Raw genomic sequence first — 19,302 nt, 5'->3', positions numbered from 1 at the left:
CGTTTTCCATTCCGGACGGCCCGTATTCCACATTGGGCGGCGGCCGGTCCCAGAAACGCCGGGCATCGAGCGGGCGCGGAATGACGACCGTGCCGTCATAGCTGCGCGAACAGCCACTGCCGAAAAGCAGCGCCGCGCTCAGCAAGCAAGGCACAATCCGTCCAAACATCAGCAACACCCCTGTTCGGGTTTATAGCGCGGCTTCGATCCAGCCGACAACCGGGCGCAATGGCGCAGGCCAGGGCCGGCCCGGTGCGCAACGGCTCGTTAAGGTTAGCGGATCGTTAATGCTTCTCGGGCACATTCCGCCGACGAACCGCGGAGGGAGGGTTCGGCCTTGGATTCGGGGTGGGGACGGCATGGCTGAAGCGAACGAGACAGCCGGCGTGCGCGGCGAGCGCGGGTCGGGCGAAATGGCGGTGAACGACGCGGCCTCGTTCGCCGAGGGCATGGACTTGGCTATGCTACGCCAGCTGGTTGAGACGGGCTCGGACTGGATCTGGGAGACCGATGCCGAGCTGCGCTTTTCCTGGCTCTCGCACAACTACCAGACGGTCACGGGCATCGACCCGGCCAACGTGCTCGGCCGTTTCCGTTTCGATTTTCTGAAGCAGGTCCTGAACGGCAACCGCAGCGCGGCAATGCATCTGGAGGATCTGCAGGCGCATCGGCCGTTCCGTGACTTCGTCTACGAACTGAAGGGAGGTCGCGCCGATTGCCGCTGGGTGCTGACCTCAGGCTTTCCACGCTTCGACGACGAGGGGAAATTTGCGGGCTATCGCGGCATTGGACGCAATGTCACGGGATTGGCCGCCGCCTTCGAAGAGCTGGAACAGAAGCAGCAAGGAGAGGCGTCTTCGGGAGGCCTTGCCGATCTTCGCACGATGGTCGATTCGATGCCGATCGGCATCATGGTCCTCGACGCCGACCTGCGCGCCGAAGTGATCAACCGGGCCTTCTATGATTTGTGGAAAATCGATCCCCAGCGCGCCGGGATCGGCTCGGGCTTCCGCGAGTTGATGGAGGCCAGCCGCGCCGTCGATTCCTACGGTGCCGACGACGTTGCCTGGCAGCGCCATACCGCCGAGCGCGAGGCCGAGATCAGGGCCGGCGTCGCCGGCTCCAGACAATTGCCGCACAATGACGGGCGCACCCTGGTCGCATCGCTGGCCCCGCTGGCCGGCGGCAAGCGGCTCATCTCCTATGTCGATGTCACCGACATGAAGGATCGCGAAGCCGAACTGGCCGAAGCGCTGGAAAAGGCGCGACTGGCGGAAGCGGTGATCAACGGCGTCAAGGATCCGATCTTCGTCAAGGACGACGATCTGCGCTTCGTCTTCGTCAACGAAGCGTTCGCGGGCCTGTTCGGCCAGACGCCGCAAACCATGCTTGGCAAGCCCGGCGGCAATTTTCTCGCACCGGCCGAGGTCGCGCTGTTCGAGGAAAGCGAGCGCGCGGTGCTGGCGACCGGGCGCCCTTACGAGGTGGAAGAAAGCTTCGAAGTCGACGGCGTCAACTGCTCGCGCGTCGTCAGGAAGAACCGCGTTAGAATGGCAAGCGGCCGCAGCTACGTGGCCGGCTTCCTCTTCGACGTCTCGGACATGAAGGGTCGTGAGACCGAGGCGCAGGACGCCCGCAAACACCTGGCCAGCGTGCTGGAATCGCTGCCGGCCGCCGTGATCATCTACGACCGCGACGACAATTTCGTTTTCGCCAACCGCAAGATGCAGGACACGCTGCCGGCGTTGAAGCCGGCATGGCAGCCCGGCCGCACCTTTCGCGACGCGCTATCGCTCGGTCATTCGGCCGGCTATTTCCGCTCGAGCGGCGATCCGCGGGTCGATGCGCTCTATGATGGCGATCTCGATCCCTGGCTGGACAGCATCCTCGCCCGCTACCGCCTGCCATACTCATCCTTCGAACGTCTCAATCCCGACGGCCGCTGGTATCAGGTCTACGACATGCGCACCGATGACGGCACGTTCATCGGCGTGCGTGTCGACATCTCCGAGATCAAGAGCCGCGAAAAGGCGCTGCACGATTCGATGCGGCAGATCGACCTGTTCCGGCACGTGCTGGACGAACTGCCCGTGGCCGCCTTCATCAAGGCGCAGGACCTCAGCATCGAGTTCGTCAACAAGGCCTGGTGCGCGATCACCGGGCTCGCCAAGGAAGACGTCATCGGCCGCACCGATCGGCAGCTGTTCGGCGACGGGGACGGAGAGAGCTACAGCCTGGACGACACCGAGGTCGCCCTCACCGGCAGCGTCAGGGAGGTCGAGGAGCCCGTCACCCATCGCGACGGCACGGTGCGGCAGTTGATGACGCGCAAGAGCCGGCTGGTGGCGCTGGACGGATCGGTGCATCTGGTCGGCTCCAGCACCGACATCACCGAGGTCAAGGCGCGCGAGCGGGCGCTGGAAGAAAGCATGCGCGAGAACGAGGTGTTCCGCAGCCTGATCGACAACGTGCCGGTGTCGATCTACGCCAAGCGCTCCGATCTCAGGCAATTCTACGTCAACAAGGGCTGGTGCGATCTCACCGGCTTCAGCAAGCAGGACGCGATCGGCAAGACCGACATCGAAATTTTCGGGCCGGACGGCGAAGCCTTCGTCGATGGCGACCTCGCGGTGCTGCGCAGCGGCGAAACCCAGGAGGTCGAGGAGACGGTGACACTCCCGGACGGCAGCGTGCGCCACCAGTTCGCCCGCAAGGGCGCGATGATCGCGTCCGACGGGTCGCTCTACCTGATCGGGTCGACCACCGACATCACCGAATTGAAGCTGCGCGAGGCGGAACTGCGCGAGGCGCGCCAGCGCGCCATACTTGCCGACCGCGCCAAGTCGGAATTCCTCGCCAATATGAGCCATGAGATCCGCACCCCGATGAACGGCGTGCTGGGCATGGCCGAACTCCTGGCCAAATCCGATCTCGATCCGAAGCAGAAGACCTTCACCGACATCATCGTCAAATCGGGCAATGCGCTGCTCACCATCATCAACGATATCCTGGATTTCTCCAAGATCGATGCCGGCCAGTTGGTGCTCGATCCCGCCCCTTTCAATCTCGCCGAGGCGATCGAGGACGTGGCGACGCTGGTATCGACGCGCGCCAAGGAAAAGGACCTCGAGCTCATCGTGCGCATTGAGCCTGGGCTCGAAAACCTGTTCATCGGCGATGTCGGCCGCATCCGGCAGATCGTCACCAACCTGCTCGGCAATGCGGTGAAGTTCACCGACGAAGGACACGTGCTCGTCGACGTCACCGGCGAAAGTGTGCCGGACGGAACCAGGCTGACGATCTCGGTCACCGACACCGGGATCGGCATCCCCGAGGAAAAGCTGAAACAGGTGTTCGAGAAATTCAGCCAGGTCGACACCTCCTCGACGAGGCGGCATGAGGGCACCGGGCTCGGGCTCGCGATCACCTCGCGGCTGGTCGAATTGATGGGCGGCGACATCGGCGTGGAAAGCGCCGAAGGCAAGGGGTCGACCTTCTGGTTCGCGGTCACGCTGCCCAGGGCCGGACAACAGAACGCGCAGCGCATCATGCCGGTGGATGTGACCGGCGCGCGGGTGCTGATCGTCGACGACAATGCCGTCAACCGCGCCATCCTGACCGAGCAGATGACGTCATGGACCTTCGATTCCTGCGCGGCCGAGAGCGGCGCCGAGGGACTGAAAGTACTGATCGCTGCCGCCGCCTACGGCGTGCCGGTCGATTGCGTCGTGCTCGACTATCAGATGCCCGAGATGAGCGGCGCCGAGATGGCAGGTGTCGTGCGCAACACCGCCGGGCTTGCCGACACGCCGATCATCATGCTGACCTCCGTCGACCAGTCGCTGGCCAACACCAGTTACCGCGATCTCGGCATTGATGCCCAACTGATCAAGCCCGCACGCTCCTCGGTGCTCCTGGAAACGCTGGTCGCCACCATCCAGCGGCATCGCCACGCTACCGATGTCGCCCAGCCGCTTGCTGTCGAGGGAGGCGGGGGGAACGGTCCGCAACCATCGCCAGCGGCGGCGTCGGGCCAACGCGCGTTGCTGCAGCCGCCGCCGGTCAGGCCTCGGCTTGCCGCGACCGGCGGCGAGCAGCGGCTGGACATCCTCGTGGCCGAGGACAATGAGGTCAACCAGATGGTCTTCACCCAGATCCTCGGCGAGACCGGCTACGGTTTCGAGATCGTCGGCAATGGCCGCAAGGCGCTGGACGCCTTCGGCAGGCTCAATCCGTCCATGATCCTGATGGACGTCTCGATGCCGGAGATGAACGGGCTCGAGGCGACCGCCGCCATTCGCCGGCTGGAGGAGGAAACCGGCACGCATGTGCCGATCGTCGGGGTCACCGCGCATGCGCTCAAGGGCGATCGCGAACGCTGCCTTGACGCCGGCATGGATGATTATCTGCCCAAGCCGATCAGCCCCAGGGCCCTGCTCGAAAAGGTCGAGCGCTGGGTCGGCGCCGGTCGCCAGGCCCGGCGCAACGCGGGATAGGCTTCGCGCCTTCCACGGGATTGCGGCGAGAATCAGTCGGGGTCGGCCGCTGCCCTTCGAGCAAGACTATGGTGCGATCGCACCATATCAAAGCCGGCGTCCAGCCGGGACAATGACGGCATCGAATTTCCGCTCTCTTCTAGTTACGGGCGGGAGCAGCGACCGCCAGTATGAAGCAGCGTCAATCTACCCCAACGGACCTGTTTTTGGCGATGGCCCGGCCAAGACATCCTCTGGCCTCGAGCAACGCGCTCCCGTCCGGCTTTTCTTCGATCAGCGCTCCATGCCGAATCCGAGGGCTGTTTGGGTGGCCAGATAGCGCAAGTCCCTGATTCCCGAAGGCAAACCGGCGCCATGCCGCAGCCGCCGATCGCCATCGCCTTTCCAAGCGCCGGCGACGCGTTACCGGGCTGACACGAAACTGTCATGCGACTGTTATAATCGAACGCTATTGGCCTCAGCGGGCGCTGGCAAGGAATGGCGCCGAGAGACCATCTTCCGAACAGGAGCAGGCCACATGAGACATTTCATCCGCTCGGCGGCCGTTGCGATCGCAATGGCTGCGGCGTCCACCCTCACCCTTTCAGCGGCAATGGCAGCTGACATTTCCGGCGCCGGCGCCACCTTCCCTTACCCGATCTATGCGAAGTGGGCCGATGCCTACAAGAAGGAGACCGGCATCGGTCTCAACTACCAGTCGATCGGCTCGGGCGGCGGCATCAAGCAGATCAAGGCCAAGACCGTCACCTTCGGCGCTTCCGATGCGCCGCTGAAGGGCGAGGATCTCGAATCCACCGGACTTGCACAGTTCCCGATGGTGATGGGCGGTATCGTTCCGGTCGTCAATCTCGAAGGCATCAAGCCGGGCGAACTGGTGCTCGACGGCCCGACGCTGGCCGATATCTTCGCCGGCAAGATTACCAACTGGAACGACGCGGCGATCGCCAAGCTCAATCCCGACGTCAAGCTTCCCGACCAGGCGATTGCGGTCGTGCATCGCTCCGATGGTTCGGGCACCACGTTCAACTTCAGCTACTATCTGGCCGACGTCAGCGCCGACTGGAAGTCGAAGGTCGGCGTCAACACCGCGCTCGAATGGCCGGTCGGTATCGGCGCCAAGGGCAATGAAGGCGTCGCCAACAACGTCTCGCAGACCGGCGGCTCGATCGGCTATGTCGAATACGCCTACGCCAAGCAGAACAAGCTGACCTATGCCGACATGATCAACAAGGACGGCAAGAAGGTCGAGCCGACGGCGGCGGCGTTCTCGGCGGCGGCGGCCAATGCCGATTGGAGCTCGCAGCCGGGTTACGGCGTCATCCTGGCCAACCAACCGGGCGCCGAATCCTGGCCGATGACGTCGGCCACCTGGATTCTGGTCTACAAGAAGCCCGGCGACGTGGCGGCGACCGGTGAAGCGCTCAAGTTCTTCGCCTGGTCCTACGCGAAGGGTGACGACATGGCCGGGGCGCTGGACTACGTTCCGATCCCCGACGCGGTCGTCAAGAGCGTCGAGGACATGTGGACCAAGGACATCGTCGGCGAAGACGGCAAGCCGCTCTATTCCGCCATGTAATCCCTGCTGAATGAGGAGGGCGCTTCACGGCGCCCTCCCTGTCTTCCTTGAAACGCGAGGGCCAGATGACCGCCGTCTCCGAAGCCATGCCATCGTCGGCCGCCATGCGGGCCAGGGAAGCGACGGTCCGGCGCTTCGCGCTCACCGATACGATTTTCCGGGCGGCGACACGCTTTTCCGCCATCCTCGTCCTGCTCATCCTCGGCGGCGTGGCGATTTCGCTGGTTGCCGGCTCGTGGGAAGCGCTGTCGAAATTCGGGTTCTCCTTCCTGACGACCGAATCGTGGAACCCGGTTACCGAGAATTTCGGGGCGCTGGCCCCGATCTACGGAACCATCGTCACCGCCGCCATCGCTATCCTGATCGCCGTTCCCATCGGCATCGGCATCGCCATCTTCCTTACCGAACTCTGCCCGCGGCCACTCCGGCGCCCTATCGGCATCGCCGTCGAGCTGCTTGCCGGCATACCCTCCATCATCTACGGCATCTGGGGCCTGTTCGTGTTCGCGCCGTTCCTGCAGACGACGGTGCAGCCCTTCATCATCAAGCTTTTCCACGACGTGCCGGGGCTCTCCAGCCTGTTTGCCGGTCCGCCCTACGGCATCGGCCTTTTGACCTCGGCGCTGATCCTTGCCATCATGGTCCTGCCCTTCATCACCTCGATCACCAAGGATGTCTTCGACACGGTGCCGTCGGTGCTGAAGGAATCGGCCTACGGCATCGGCTGCACGACCTGGGAGGTCACCCGCCGCGTCGTCATCCCCTATACCCGCGTCGGCATCATGGGCGGCGTCATGCTCGGTCTCGGCCGCGCGCTCGGCGAGACCATGGCGGTAACCTTCGTCATCGGCAACGCCCACCGCATCAGCGCCTCGCTGTTCGCGCCCGGCACGACGATCTCGGCAACCATCGCCAACGAGTTCACCGAAGCCGACGGCGATCTCTATACGTCTTCGCTGGTGGCGCTCGGCCTGATCCTGTTCGTCATCACTTTCCTGATCCTTGCCCTTGCGCGCTACATGCTGCTGCGCATGGACAGCCGCACGGGAGCCTGACCGATGTCGACGGCCACATCGCTTCACAATCGACGCAAGCGCAGGAATGCCGTGATGATGACGCTATGCGTCACGGCGGCGGGCATCGGCCTGGCCTGGCTGGCGCTGATCCTCGGCGCACTGCTCTATAAGGGCCTGTCGGGTGTTTCGCTCTCGGTGTTCACCGAAATGACGCCACCGCCAGGCGATGCCGGCGGCCTGCTCAACGCCATCTACGGCAGTATCATGATGACCGTCATCGCCGTCATCGTCGGCACGCCGATCGGTGTCCTCGCTGGGACCTACATGGCCGAATATGGCCGCTTCTCGCGCCTCACCACCATCGTGCGCTTTATCAACGACATCCTGCTGTCGGCACCCTCGATCATCGTCGGCCTGTTCGTCTACGAACTCCTGGTGCGGCCGATGGGGCATTTCTCGGCGATCGCCGGCGCCGTCGCGCTGGCCATCCTGGTCATCCCGGTCGTCGTGCGCACCACCGAGGACATGCTCAACCTCGTGCCGAACGCCCTGCGCGAGGCCGGCGCCGCGATCGGCGCGCCGCGCTGGGTGGTCATCCGCTCGGTCGCCTACCGTGCGGCGCTGTCGGGCATCGTCACCGGCATATTGCTGGCCATCGCCCGCATTTCCGGCGAGACGGCGCCGCTGCTCTTCACCGCGCTCAACAATCAGTTCTGGTCGAGCAATCTCAACGCGCCGATGGCCAGCCTGCCCGTCACCATCTTCCAGTTCGCTCTCAGCCCCTATGAGGAATGGCAGCAGCTGGCGTGGACCGGCGCACTCATAATCACCCTTACGGTTCTCGGGCTGAGCATCTTCGCCCGCAGCCTTACCGGACGCAGAGAGGACAGATGAAACCGATGTTGTCCACCGAGTTGAACACGCCCGAAGTCGCGGTCGAGAAAGCCAAGATCGAGGTCAAGAACCTCAATTTCTACTACGGCCAGTCGAAGGCGCTGAAGGATATCAGCCTGTCGCTGCCTGAGCGCAGCGTCACCGCCTTCATCGGGCCTTCGGGCTGCGGGAAGTCGACGCTGCTGCGCGTCTTCAACCGCATCTACGAGCTCTACCCGAAGCAGAGCGCCGAGGGCCAGGTGCTGCTCGACGGCCAGAACATCCTCGACCGGTCGCAGGACCTCAACCTGCTCAGGACCAAGATCGGCATGGTGTTCCAGAAGCCGACGCCGTTCCCGATGTCGATTTACGAGAACATCGCGTTCGGCGTCAGGCTCTATGAGAAGCTCAGCAAGGCCGAGATGGACGGCCGTGTCGAGCAGGCGCTGAAGCGCGCGGCACTGTGGAGCGAGGTCAAGGACAAGCTCAACGCCAGTGGCCTCAGCCTTTCGGGCGGCCAGCAGCAGCGCCTCTGCATCGCCCGCACGGTGGCCGTGAAGCCAGAGGTCATCCTGCTCGACGAGCCTGCCTCGGCACTCGATCCGCTGTCGACCGCCAAGATCGAGGAACTGATCGACGAGCTGCAGGCCGATTATACGATCGTAATCGTCACCCATAACATGCAGCAGGCGGCGCGCGTATCGAAGCAGACCGCCTTCATGTATCTGGGCGAGCTGGTCGAGTTCGACCGCACGGAGAAGATCTTCACGTCGCCCCGCGAGAAGCGCACGCAGGACTATATCACCGGCCGCTTCGGCTGATCCCACGCACACGAGGACCAAGATCATGGCCGAACATACAGTCGCAGCCTTTGACGAAGATCTCGGACAGATCAGCAGGCTGATCCGCGACATGGGCGATCTCGCCTCATCGATGGTCGGCGGCGCCACCAAGGCGCTCCTGAATTCCGACAACGCGCTCGCCCAGCGCGTCGTCTCCGACGACGCGATCATGGATGCGCGCCAGCGCGAACTCGACGACCGCGCCATCACCCTGATCGCCAAGCGGCAGCCCATGGCGGACGATCTGCGCCATGTCGTCGGCTCGATCCGCATGGCGGGCGATCTCGAACGCATCGGCGATCTCGCCAAGAACATCGCCAAGCGCGTCGGCACCGTCGGCCTGGCCGCCACGCCGCGCAACCTGTCGCACTCCATCGATGTCATGGCGCAGCTGGTGCTGATCCAGGTGCAAGGGGTGATCGAGGAGTATGCGGCGCGCGATTCCGCGGCACTTGCCAAGCTGCGCGCCGACGATGAACGCATCGACGTCAAATACACATCGGTGTTTCGCGAGCTGCTGACCTACATGATGGAGGATCCGCGCAACATCACCGCCTGCACGCATCTTTTGTTCTGCGCCAAGAATCTCGAGCGCATCGGTGATCACGTGACCAACATTGCCGAAAATGCCTATTATGTGCTGACCGGCACGCAATTGCCCGCCAATCGCCCGAAGCAGGACGAGACGGCGATGTCGGCGCCAGCGGCGTGACGGCAGGGGTGACCAGTCGATGATCGCGCCACGCATCATGGTGGTGGAGGACGAGGAGCCGCTGGGTGTGCTGCTCCGCTACAATCTGGAATCGGAGGGTTATCAGGTCGAGGTGGTGACGCGCGGCGACGAAGCCGAGATCCGCTTGCAGGAGAATGTCCCTGACCTTCTTGTGCTCGACTGGATGGTGCCGGCGGTTTCCGGCATCGAACTCTGCCGCCGTCTCCGGATGCGGCCCGAGACCGAGCGGCTGCCGATCATCATGCTGACGGCGCGCGGCGAGGAAAGCGACCGGGTGCGCGGTCTCTCCACCGGCGCCGACGACTATCTAGTCAAGCCGTTCTCAACCCCGGAATTCATGGCACGCGTCAAGGCGCTGCTGCGCCGCGCCAAGCCCGAAGTTCTGTCCAGCGTGCTCAAGGTCGGCGACATCGTGCTCGACCGTGAATCGCACCGGGTCTACCGCAAGAAGAGCGAGATCCGGCTCGGGCCGACCGAGTTCCGCCTGCTCGAATTCATGATGCGCCACCCGGGCCGCGTGTTCTCGCGCAGTCAGCTGCTCGACAATGTCTGGGGCGAAACGATCTATATCGACGAGCGCACGGTGGACGTGCATGTCGGCCGGCTGCGCAAGGCGGTCAACAATGGCCGCATGCCTGACGTGATCCGCACCATTCGGGGCGCGGGGTATGCGATCCGCGAAGACTAGGGATATGTCACGCAACGTTCTCGCCTATGCCTGATTTCGCTTGTGCCCCCGGCGCGAAAATTTCCTGGTCGACGAAGGTCAGCGCGCGCATGGCGCAACCCTCGCGGATCAGCGGCAGTTCGTTCGGCTCGGTGTCGAAGGAAATCGATTTCGAGTGCTGGCCGCCGGCGGTCTGGGCGATCGCCTCGCGCAATGCCGGCTCGATCAGGTCGAAGGCGGCCGCGCTGACGCCGACCATGGCGACCGGCGCCGGATCGATCAGGGCGAACAGGCTGCCAAGGCCATAGCCCAGCGCCTCGCCGGCCTTGCGGTAGGCTTCGCGCTCCGGCCCGTCCTTTTCGCGCGCCGAGGCCGCCAGGGTGCGCATGTCGGCGTCGCTGACGTCGACGGGCTCGGTGTCCTCGCCAAGCTGCCTAGCGTTGCGCCAGATGGCATAGTTCCCGGCATAGGCCTCGACACAGCCGCGCCGCCCGCAGCGGCAGAGCGCCCCGCCGGGGCGATGGATCATGTGGCCGAACTCGCCTCCGGATGAATGGGTGCCGGTGAACAGTTCACCCTTCAACACCAGGCCCATGCCGATGCCGTGCGACAAAAGGATGGCGATGAAGTCGTCGCGGTAGCGCTGGGGATCGCGCCAGCGCAGCGCCACCGCCATCATGTTGCAATCGTTCTCCATGGTGGCGGGAATGCCGAACTCGGTCTCCAGTATGTCGGCGAAGGCGATGTCGGTCTGCGGCGTGATCGGCGACCACAGCATGGTGCGCGCATCCGTGTCGGTGATGCCCTGGATCGCCAGCGCGATACGGGCGATGCTGCCGACGTCGAGGTCGGGATCCTCGAACCGCCGCCTGACGATGGCCACACATTCGCCGATCAGCGCCTCGCGCGACAGGGTCAGCGTGTCCAGCCGGCGCTGCTCTTCAGATATCACCTGGCCGGCATAGTCGATGACTGCGACGGAGAGGAAATTCAGCGACAGCACCACGGTCATCACAGCCGCGGCTTCAGGGTTGAGGCTGAGACCGACCTGCGGCCGGCCGCGTTTCAGCGCACCGGCCTCGCTCGGCTTGCTCTGCGCCAGGATGCCTTCGCCAATCAGGTCGGAGGAGATCGCCGATATGGTGGAATGGCTGAGCCCGGTGGTCGCGGCAATCTCAGTGCGCGAGGGCTGCCCGGCACGGCGCACGGCTGCGATCACCATCGCCCGGTTGCGTCGGCGCAGATCGTCGTGGCGGATTCCGACCGACATTCTTCTCGCATCCTCCCGGTCGCCGCGTTCTCTCCCCAGGCCTCGACGACCGTCAAATACTGGCAGAACCGGCCTTGGCTGTCATTATTTATTCCGGAGCTCGAAAAAAATTCCCGAGGACATCAAAATACATCAGAATCGGCGTTGACAGCGTTCCGACGATGGATCAGTGTTTTTTCGAGGCTCGAAAAAATAGAGCCTTTTGTGCCGGCCTAAGGGCCTGTTTGGTCGCGCCATACGCGGCGCAGGGAGGATTAAGATGAAGAGATTCACAGCCGCTATCCTGGCGGGTGTCGCCATGTCGCTGACGCTCGCGTCGGTCGCGCAGGCGAAGGACAAGGTCATCGGCGTTTCCTGGTCGAACTTCCAGGAAGAGCGCTGGAAGACCGACGAGGCCGCCATGAAGAAGGCGATCGAAGCCGCCGGCGACAAGTATATTTCCGCCGACGCCCAGTCCAATCCCGGCAAGCAGCTCACCGACGTCGAGAGCCTGATCTCGCAGGGCGCCAATTCGCTGATCATCCTGGCGCAGGACGCCTCCGCCATCGGCCCCGCGGTGCAGAAGGCGCTTGACGAAGGCATTCCGGTCGTCGGCTATGACCGCCTGATCGAGAATAAGGACGTCTTCTATCTGACCTTCGACAACAAGGAAGTCGGCCGCATGCAGGCCCGCGAAGTGTTCAAGGTGAAGCCGGAAGGCAACTACGTCTTCATCAAGGGCTCGGGTGCCGATCCGAATGCCGATTTCCTGTTCTCCGGCTCGATGGAAGTGCTCAAGGATGCCATCGACAGCGGCAAGATCAAGAATGTCGGCGAAGCCTATACGGATGGCTGGCTGCCGGCCAACGCGCAGAAGAACATGGAACAGTTCCTGACCGCCAACGACAACAAGGTCGACGCGGTGGTGGCGGCTAATGACGGCACTGCCGGCGGGGTCGTGGCGGCGCTGACGGCTCAAGGCCTGGCCGGCACCGTTCCGGTGTCGGGCCAGGACGGCGACCACGCGGCGCTGAACCGCATCGCCCTCGGCACGCAGACCGTGTCGGTTTGGAAGGACGCGCGTGAACTCGGCAAGAATGCCGCCGAGATCGCCTCGCAGCTGGCCGACGGCAAGAAGATGACCGATATCGCCGGCGTCAAGGACTTCACCACGCCCGGCGGGAACACCGTCAAATCGCTGTTCCTGACCCCGGTTGCGATCACCAAGGACAATCTCAACGTCGTCATCGACGCCGGCTGGATCAAGAAAGACGAGGTCTGTGCCGGCGTCGCGGCGGGCAGCGTCGCGGCCTGCAACTGATCTTCCATTTCAAGCGATGAACGCCGCGGCTGCCAAGCCGCGGCGTTTTTTCAAGAAGATTTGTTTTTCCGCCCCGGGCGGGTAACTTCTAGGCTGGCTTCCGGCATCCGCGTCAGACGGGCAGGCCGGTGGGAGAAAATCATGACCGACACGACGTCCAACCCGCAGGCCGACACCGCGCGTGCGTCGGAACTCGGCGCCGTCGCCCGGTTCCTGAAGGCGACCGAGATCGACACGCGCATGCTCGGCATGATCGGCGCGCTGCTGCTGATCTGGATCGGGTTGCATGTCCTGTCCAGCCTGCGTCTCGGCGTCAATCCGCTCGATTTCGACAGCCGTACCTTCCTCACGCCGCGCAATCTGTGGAACCTGTCGGTGCAGACCTCGGCCGTCGCCATCATGGCCTCGGGCATGGTGCTGGTCATCGTCATGCGCAATATCGACCTGTCCGTCGGTTCCGCCGAAGGGTTGATCGGCATGGTCATGGGCTTCGCCCAGGTGCACTTCCTGGTGCGGATGGTCGGTCTCGAGCTCGGCAACCCGTGGATCTGGGTCCTGGCGCTGGTCATCGGCCTGGTGCTCGGCCTGTTGATCGGCGCCTTCCAGGGCTTTGTCATCGCCTATCTCGAAGTGCCGGCCTTCATCGTCACGCTGGGCGGATTGCTGGTCTGGCGCGGTGCGGCATGGTGGGTCACCAGCGGCCAGACGGTGGCGCCGCTCAACACGACGTTCCAGCTGATGGGCGGCGGCCCGGCCGGATCGATCGGCGCAACCTGGAGCTGGGTGGTCGGTATCGCCGCCTGCCTTGCAGTGGTGCTTGCGCTGTTCAACGGACGGGTGCAGCGCAAGCGCTTCCGTTTCCCGCTGCGTCCGATCTGGGCCGAGACGCTGATCGGCGTGGTGACCTGCGCCGTCATCATGGGCGCGGTTTGGCTGGCCAATTCCTATCCGTGGCCAGTCGGCATCGTGAACAGATATGCAGCCGCCAACAACATCACCGTGCCCGAGGGCGGTCTGTTCATCGCCCACGGCATCGCCATACCGGTGCTGATGGCCATCGCCGTCGGGCTGGTCATGACCTTCATCACCAAACGCACCCGTTTCGGCCGCTATGTCTTTGCCATCGGCGGCAATCCGGAAGCAGCCAACCTCGCCGGCATCAATACGCGCTGGATCACGATGAAAGTGTTCATGATCATGGGGGTGCTGGCCACGATCGCCGCCGCGATCTCGTCAGCCCGGCAGAACTCGGCCACCAACGTGCTCGGAACGCTCGATGAATTGCTGGTGATCGCAGCGGCTGTCATCGGTGGCACGTCGCTCGCCGGCGGTTCGGGAACCATCATCGGCGCCATGCTGGGCGCGCTTTTGATGCAGTCGCTGCAATCCGGCATGGTGCTGCTCGGCGTCGACTCGCCGCTGCAGAGCATTGTCGTCGGCGCCGTGCTGGTGATCGCGGTGTGGCTCGACACCGTCTATCGCAAACGCGTTTGAGGGAGGAGGACAATCATGGCTGACAGGATCGCTCCCGCCGGCAACCCGCTGGTCGACATGCGCAACATCTCAATCGCGTTCGGCGGCATTCGCGCCGTCGACGATGCCTCGATCGATCTTTTCCCCGGCGAGGTCGTGGCCCTGCTCGGCCACAACGGCGCCGGCAAATCGACGCTGATCAAGATTCTGTCGGGCGCCTACAAGCGCGACGCGGGCCAAATCTTCGTCAACGGCGAAGAGGCCTCCATCTCCAATCCGCGCGATGCCAAGAAATACGGCATCGAGACGATCTACCAGACCCTGGCGCTCGCCGACAATGTCGACGCCGCCGCCAACCTGTTCCTCGGCCGCGAGCTGAGAACCGCCTGGGGGACACTCGACGACGTCGCCATGGAGGCCGAGGCACGCAAGGTGATGGGCAGGCTCAATCCCCGCTTCCAGCGCTTCAAGGAGCCGGTGATCAAGCTGTCGGGCGGACAGCGGCAGTCGGTGGCGATCGCACGCGCGATCCTGTTCAATGCCCGCATCCTGATCATGGACGAGCCGACGGCAGCACTTGGACCGCAGGAAACGGCCCAGGTCGGGGAACTGGTCAGGCAGCTCAAATCCGACGGCATCGGCATCTTCCTGATCAGCCATGACATCCACGACGTGTTCGAACTGGCCGACCGGGTGTGTGTCATGAAAAACGGCCAGGTCGTCGGCACTGCCCGCACCAGCGATGTGACCCAGGACGAGGTACTGGGCATGATCATCCTGGGCAAATGTCCGCCCGGCGCCATTCCCGGACCAGGCGCGCTGAAGATCGCTGCCTGAAGCCTGCCCGGTTACCGCCTGGTCGCAAGGTCCCGATCGCCGGTCATGTGATATGCCAGCCGGCGGGATGGCTTGGCCTTGCCATTGTATTGGCCAAGCGACTTGCCCATAAAGGGCGCACATGCTGATGGGCCGCATCATCCGTTGAAGAAGCTTTTTCCAATCGTCGCTTTCGTTGCCGTTGCGCTGATCAGCATGACGATGGCGGGGTTCGCCTATTTCGCGACGCAGGAGGCGGCTCGCATCAAGTTTGACGCGACCGCGGACGACGCGCTCAATCGAATCGAGAGCCGGATCGACCTGCAGCTGTCGCTGCTGCGCTCGTCGCAAGCCTTGTTCGACGCCCGTAATGGCGACATCTCGCAGAATGAGTTCAAAGCGTTCTTCGATGCGCTCGATGTCGATACCAATTTCGCTGGCCTGGGCGGCATCGGCGTTCTCCGGCTGGTGAAAGCAGGCGACGAGGCGACGGTCGAACGCGATATGCTGCATGACCAGGGCATCAGGCGTCCGATCTATCCGGATACGACGCAGCCATGGCGCACGCCCATTGTGCTGTTCGAGCCGCTCGGCCCGTCCAACAAGGCCAGCATCGGCTACGACATGTTCACCGAGCCGGTGCGGCGCGCGGCAATCGAAAAGGCAATGGGCGATGATCAGCAGCACGCGAGCGGGCTGGTGCAACTCGGCCAAGGCACGGGCGCGGCGCAGACCTTCACCGGCTTCTACGTCTTCGTGCGGCTCAACGTCGAAACCGCACCCTACGCCATAAACGCATCGCGATCCTCGACTGTAGGCTTTCTCTATGCGGCCTTCCGGGCCCGGGATCTGTTCCAGATCGCGCTCAGCCGCGCGCCGCTGCTGCCGGTCAACACCGAAATCTACGATGGCGCCGTCGATCCGGATCATCTGCTGTTCCGGTCGGAGACGCCGCCAGTCTCGGGCTTTGGCGACAGGCTGTTGGTCACACGCAAGATCAGCGTCGCGGGCCGCCCGTGGACCGTGCAGTTCAGGCCGACAAGCGCCTTCTCGCAGCCATCGTCGCGGGCCATTCCGGTCATGCTCGGTCTGTTCGGGCTGCTGCTGGCCGGCGCCATCGCGCTCGTCGCGCGCTATCAGGAGCGGGCCTACGAGGCGGCATCGCTGCTGCACGAGACGACGGAAAAGAGCCTGCTCGAAAAAGATTTGATGCTGCAGGAGATGAAACATCGCATCAAGAATTCGATCACGCGGGTGCTGGCGATCGCGCGGCAGACCGCGTCGCGCGCCAGCGACGTCAATGAGTTCTCGGCATCGTTCTCGGCCCGGCTGCAGGCAATGGCCGCGTCCCAGGACATGCTGACGCGCTCGCGCTGGCAGAAGGCGGATCTGGGCGACCTGCTGCGCATCGAGCTTGGCCAGGTGTTCGGAAAGGAGCTGCCGGAAGAGCTTTTGTCCGGGCCGGAGGTGCTGCTTGACGAAACCACGACGCAGGCTCTAGGCCTTACCTTCCACGAACTTGCGACGAATGCGCTGAAATATGGCGAAGCCGGCAATACGGTCGGCGCCCTCAGGATCGAATGGTCGGTCGAAGGGCGCGGGCGTGACCGGGTCCTGGCTCTGAGCTGGCAGGAAAGCGGGCAGAAGAAGGTCGACGCGCCGGCCACGACCGGCTTCGGCACCAAACTGATCGACCTCAATGTCACGCGTGAACTGCGTGGCACGATCCACCGCGACTATCGCGATAACGGATTGAATGTGGAAATCAGGATTCCGCTGCCGGCGTGAATGCCATAGGCCCTTGCCGGAATCGCTCCAGGCCAGCCGATAATTGCCGCACCGCTGTCGGGTTCGCGAAAGAGCCTGACAGCAGTGCGGTTCACTATGCCCGGAGCGGTTCAGCGTCTGATAGAATCGCCGGCCCGCTCAAGCTCTTTGTTTCGCAATTCCCAGGAATTGCCTTAGTTGCAGCGCGCCGTGTAGATGCGACCCCGATGATCGCGATACTGGCAGTAGCCATTGCGCAGGTTGCGGACCAGCAGGCCCGAACCGGCACCGACGGCCGCGCCGATCAGCGCGCCCTTGCCGCCGCCGACCAAGCCGCCCACGCCGGCGCCGATCAAGCCGCCCCCGACGACATCCTGCTCGGTCGAGGTGCAGCCGCTGACGGCGACCACGGCAGCCATGGCAATAAGAACTTTCCGCATAGGGTCACTCCTCACTTCGTGTCCTCACTTTAATAAGCTCCAGCCGTCACTTAGCATGAAAAAAAGGCCTTTGCTGCTCCAATTTATTGTTGGTGAAGAGAGTCTTTTTCTGGGCGCGGGGCTTGCCAATGCCTTGGCCACCGAAAATCGCGAGCGATGCGCGCGCCAACGCAGGAGCGGGATCAGGCCAGCTGGAACAGGGCGATCAGGACAATTGCCGCGGCCAGCGCTGGAGCAACGATGCGCAGAATGCCATGAGCAGCCGGCGATGCTGCGGATGTCCCGGGATCCTGGAATTCGCCCATCGAAATGCGGGCGGCCTGCTCCAGCCTGTTTATGTCGACGATCGTCAGGACGCTCCTCCGCTGCTGCAAAGCCCTCGAAAGCATGCTCCTCGACTCGGCAGTTCCGTCGTATCTGGGAAACACCGCATCTGCCTTTATGGTGAACAGCCGGTTAAAAGCATGGCCGGATCGCCTAGTCCGTCTCGAAATTGCCGTGCGGAACGACGAGGCGGTATTCGAGGCGACCATCCGCGATCTCGAGTCGCGCCGTTCCGTTCAGGGAAGAGGGCACCACGCGTTCCAGTGCGACGCTGCCGAAGCGCTTCTTGCCCTCTTGGTTGCTGTCGGTTCGTACGGTTTCGGCCCAAGTCAGCGACAGTGCAATGTCGCCATCGGTGGCGGCGTCGAGGACGGCGGTCACTTCGACGAAGCCGTCCGGCCGCGACAGGGCGCCGTAGCTGACCGAGTTGACGGCAAGCTCATGCATCGCAAGGCCGATGTGCAGCGCGGCGTTGGGGTTGAGGTAAGGATTTGCGCCGCGGAAGCGAAGGCTGTGCGACGCGTCCGTCCCGTAGCGGCCAACCTGACCGGCGACGAGTTCGCGAAGGGCAGCACCGCGCCAGTTGGAGGAGGTTACCAGATCCTGGGAGGAGGCCAGCGACTGGAGCCGGCCGCGAAAGCGGGTCAGGAAATCGCCGATGCTATCGGAATAGCGCCCCGTCTGGGTGGCGATGCTCTGGATGATCGCCAGCAAATTCTTCGAGCGGTGCGTGACTTCGCGCAACAGCGTCGTCAGCGTCTGTTCGCGGCGTCGCTGCTCGGTCGTCTCGACCATGGTGGTGATGACACCTTGCACGTCGCCGGCCTCGCCATGGTCGGCGTCGATCCAGACCTGAAACCAGCGCATGCCGTCCTCCATCGGGACGCCGATCTCAAGGCGCTGCGGATCGCCGCTTGCGACGACGTTGCGCTTGGCAGCGCCAATGCGGTCGGCCTGTGCCGGCGGCAGGATGCCGTCGCCCTCGCTGCTGTCGGCCCAGGGTGCGCGCATGTTGCGCGCCCAGACGGTTTTCATGTCTCGGTCCTGGTAGAGGACGGAAATGCCGGCATTGTGCAGTGCGTGGAGAAGCGCCCGGCCAAGTTGCATCCCGCTTTCGGCGGGATGCAGGGCGATGACCTCGTCGCCCCGCTCGTTCTTCTTGGTATCTCGAGCCCTGGAACGCATCCGACCTGTCCACCCAACTCAGGCTGAACGGCTCACGGTCCAATGGGTTCCAAGGCAGGTTTTACGGGAACCGGACGCCTAAAAGCGGTCCGCCGGGCGGCGTCCTTGAGGGACACTGCCCGGCGGTGGCTGGAAACCGTTTGAGGGGTGCGGCTTCCAGTGTTCGGCTGGTATCGCTCACGCCCGCCTGAAAAGGCCGGCGAGAAGCGAAATGATGAGGAAAGCGAGAAAGATGAAGAACAAAATCTGCGCTATCCCGGCAGATGTGCCGGCAATGCCGCCGAAACCAAGCGCGCCGGCGATGATTGCCACGACGAGAAATACGAGCGCCCAGTAAAGCATGGTTCCATCTCCTTCCAACTATGCGAGAAAAACGTGGGTGGATGCGGTTTGTTCCACTTTTTGCCGAAAAAGACGATCCCCCGCGCACCATCGTGGCGCGAAAAAGCAAGGCACGGCCAGCGGAACCGTCGGCTGGCCGTGCCTTGCTTTTTCGCGCTCTTGCGGCGGCTTCAGATGCGCAC

16 protein-coding genes are annotated in these 19,302 nt (G+C 63.7%); 11 read left to right on the top strand and 5 right to left on the bottom strand.

Annotated features, from left to right (window positions below):
- Positions 1 to 359 precede the first annotated feature (359 nt).
- The 7 genes from LB532_RS00450 (at position 360) to phoB (ending at position 10,224) form a co-directional block, all read left to right on the top strand.
- Positions 360 to 4,496, top strand: coding sequence for a PAS domain-containing protein (locus LB532_RS00450; protein WP_181169564.1), 4,137 nt, complete (start codon positions 360 to 362; stop codon positions 4,494 to 4,496).
- 517 nt (positions 4,497 to 5,013) lie between these two features.
- A complete protein-coding gene (gene pstS / locus LB532_RS00445) occupies positions 5,014 to 6,072 on the top strand; it encodes a phosphate ABC transporter substrate-binding protein PstS (protein ID WP_140643612.1) in 1,059 nt (352 codons plus the stop codon).
- A gap of 65 nt (positions 6,073 to 6,137) precedes the next feature.
- Complete coding sequence (gene pstC, locus LB532_RS00440) at positions 6,138 to 7,127, top strand: phosphate ABC transporter permease subunit PstC (RefSeq protein ID WP_140643611.1); 990 nt, start codon at positions 6,138 to 6,140, stop codon at positions 7,125 to 7,127.
- A gap of 3 nt (positions 7,128 to 7,130) precedes the next feature.
- Entirely contained in the window at positions 7,131 to 7,982 is an 852-nt protein-coding gene (gene pstA / locus LB532_RS00435) for a phosphate ABC transporter permease PstA (protein ID WP_140643609.1), read from the top strand.
- Entirely contained in the window at positions 7,979 to 8,782 is an 804-nt protein-coding gene (gene pstB, locus LB532_RS00430) for a phosphate ABC transporter ATP-binding protein PstB (protein WP_140554179.1), read from the top strand. Before pstA ends, pstB begins: the two co-directional genes overlap by 4 nt.
- 25 nt (positions 8,783 to 8,807) lie before the next feature.
- Positions 8,808 to 9,515: a phosphate signaling complex protein PhoU gene (phoU, locus tag LB532_RS00425; RefSeq protein WP_224556292.1), complete on the top strand. Its 708-nt coding sequence runs from the start codon at positions 8,808 to 8,810 to the stop codon at positions 9,513 to 9,515.
- A gap of 19 nt (positions 9,516 to 9,534) precedes the next feature.
- Complete coding sequence (gene phoB, locus LB532_RS00420; RefSeq protein ID WP_010911896.1) at positions 9,535 to 10,224, top strand: phosphate regulon transcriptional regulator PhoB; 690 nt, start codon at positions 9,535 to 9,537, stop codon at positions 10,222 to 10,224.
- 7 nt (positions 10,225 to 10,231) lie between these two features.
- Here phoB and LB532_RS00415 read toward each other — a convergent pair whose 3' ends face one another.
- Positions 10,232 to 11,473: an ROK family protein gene (locus LB532_RS00415; RefSeq protein WP_140643606.1), complete on the bottom strand. Its 1,242-nt coding sequence runs from the start codon at positions 11,471 to 11,473 to the stop codon at positions 10,232 to 10,234.
- Between the two features lie 259 nt (positions 11,474 to 11,732).
- Between LB532_RS00415 and xylF the strand changes: the two genes are divergently transcribed.
- From xylF to LB532_RS00395, 4 genes are all read left to right on the top strand, one after another.
- The gene (gene xylF, locus LB532_RS00410) at positions 11,733 to 12,773 is read left to right on the top strand and encodes a D-xylose ABC transporter substrate-binding protein (protein WP_140500579.1); all 1,041 of its coding nucleotides are present in this window, start codon (positions 11,733 to 11,735) and stop codon (positions 12,771 to 12,773) included.
- A 141-nt stretch (positions 12,774 to 12,914) separates the two neighbouring features.
- Positions 12,915 to 14,267, top strand: a complete 1,353-nt coding sequence (locus LB532_RS00405) for a sugar ABC transporter permease (protein WP_140643604.1) — start codon at positions 12,915 to 12,917, stop codon at positions 14,265 to 14,267.
- A 15-nt stretch (positions 14,268 to 14,282) separates the two neighbouring features.
- Positions 14,283 to 15,083: an ATP-binding cassette domain-containing protein gene (locus LB532_RS00400; protein WP_140554172.1), complete on the top strand. Its 801-nt coding sequence runs from the start codon at positions 14,283 to 14,285 to the stop codon at positions 15,081 to 15,083.
- A gap of 144 nt (positions 15,084 to 15,227) precedes the next feature.
- A complete protein-coding gene (locus LB532_RS00395; protein WP_140643602.1) occupies positions 15,228 to 16,850 on the top strand; it encodes a CHASE domain-containing protein in 1,623 nt (540 codons plus the stop codon).
- A 173-nt stretch (positions 16,851 to 17,023) separates the two neighbouring features.
- On the opposite strand, the gene LB532_RS00390 is transcribed toward LB532_RS00395, so the two are convergent.
- From LB532_RS00390 to LB532_RS00375, 4 genes are all read right to left on the bottom strand, one after another.
- Positions 17,024 to 17,269 (bottom strand): YMGG-like glycine zipper-containing protein, encoded by a 246-nt coding sequence (locus LB532_RS00390; RefSeq protein ID WP_140643600.1) that lies wholly within the window; start codon positions 17,267 to 17,269, stop codon positions 17,024 to 17,026.
- A 182-nt stretch (positions 17,270 to 17,451) separates the two neighbouring features.
- Positions 17,452 to 17,658 (bottom strand): hypothetical protein, encoded by a 207-nt coding sequence (locus LB532_RS00385; protein WP_140643598.1) that lies wholly within the window; start codon positions 17,656 to 17,658, stop codon positions 17,452 to 17,454.
- Positions 17,659 to 17,746: 88 nt separating this feature from the next.
- A complete protein-coding gene (locus LB532_RS00380; RefSeq protein WP_140643596.1) occupies positions 17,747 to 18,778 on the bottom strand; it encodes a sensor histidine kinase in 1,032 nt (343 codons plus the stop codon).
- A gap of 177 nt (positions 18,779 to 18,955) precedes the next feature.
- Positions 18,956 to 19,120, bottom strand: coding sequence for a DUF1328 domain-containing protein (locus tag LB532_RS00375; RefSeq protein WP_006203859.1), 165 nt, complete (start codon positions 19,118 to 19,120; stop codon positions 18,956 to 18,958).
- Between the last annotated feature and the right edge of the window lie 182 nt (positions 19,121 to 19,302).

It is taken from the genome of Mesorhizobium sp. ESP-6-2, assembly GCF_020164675.1.
Taxonomy (GTDB): domain Bacteria; phylum Pseudomonadota; class Alphaproteobacteria; order Rhizobiales; family Rhizobiaceae; genus Mesorhizobium.
Note: the sequence above shows the minus strand (reverse complement) of the source record. Positions and strands in the feature narration are given on the sequence as shown.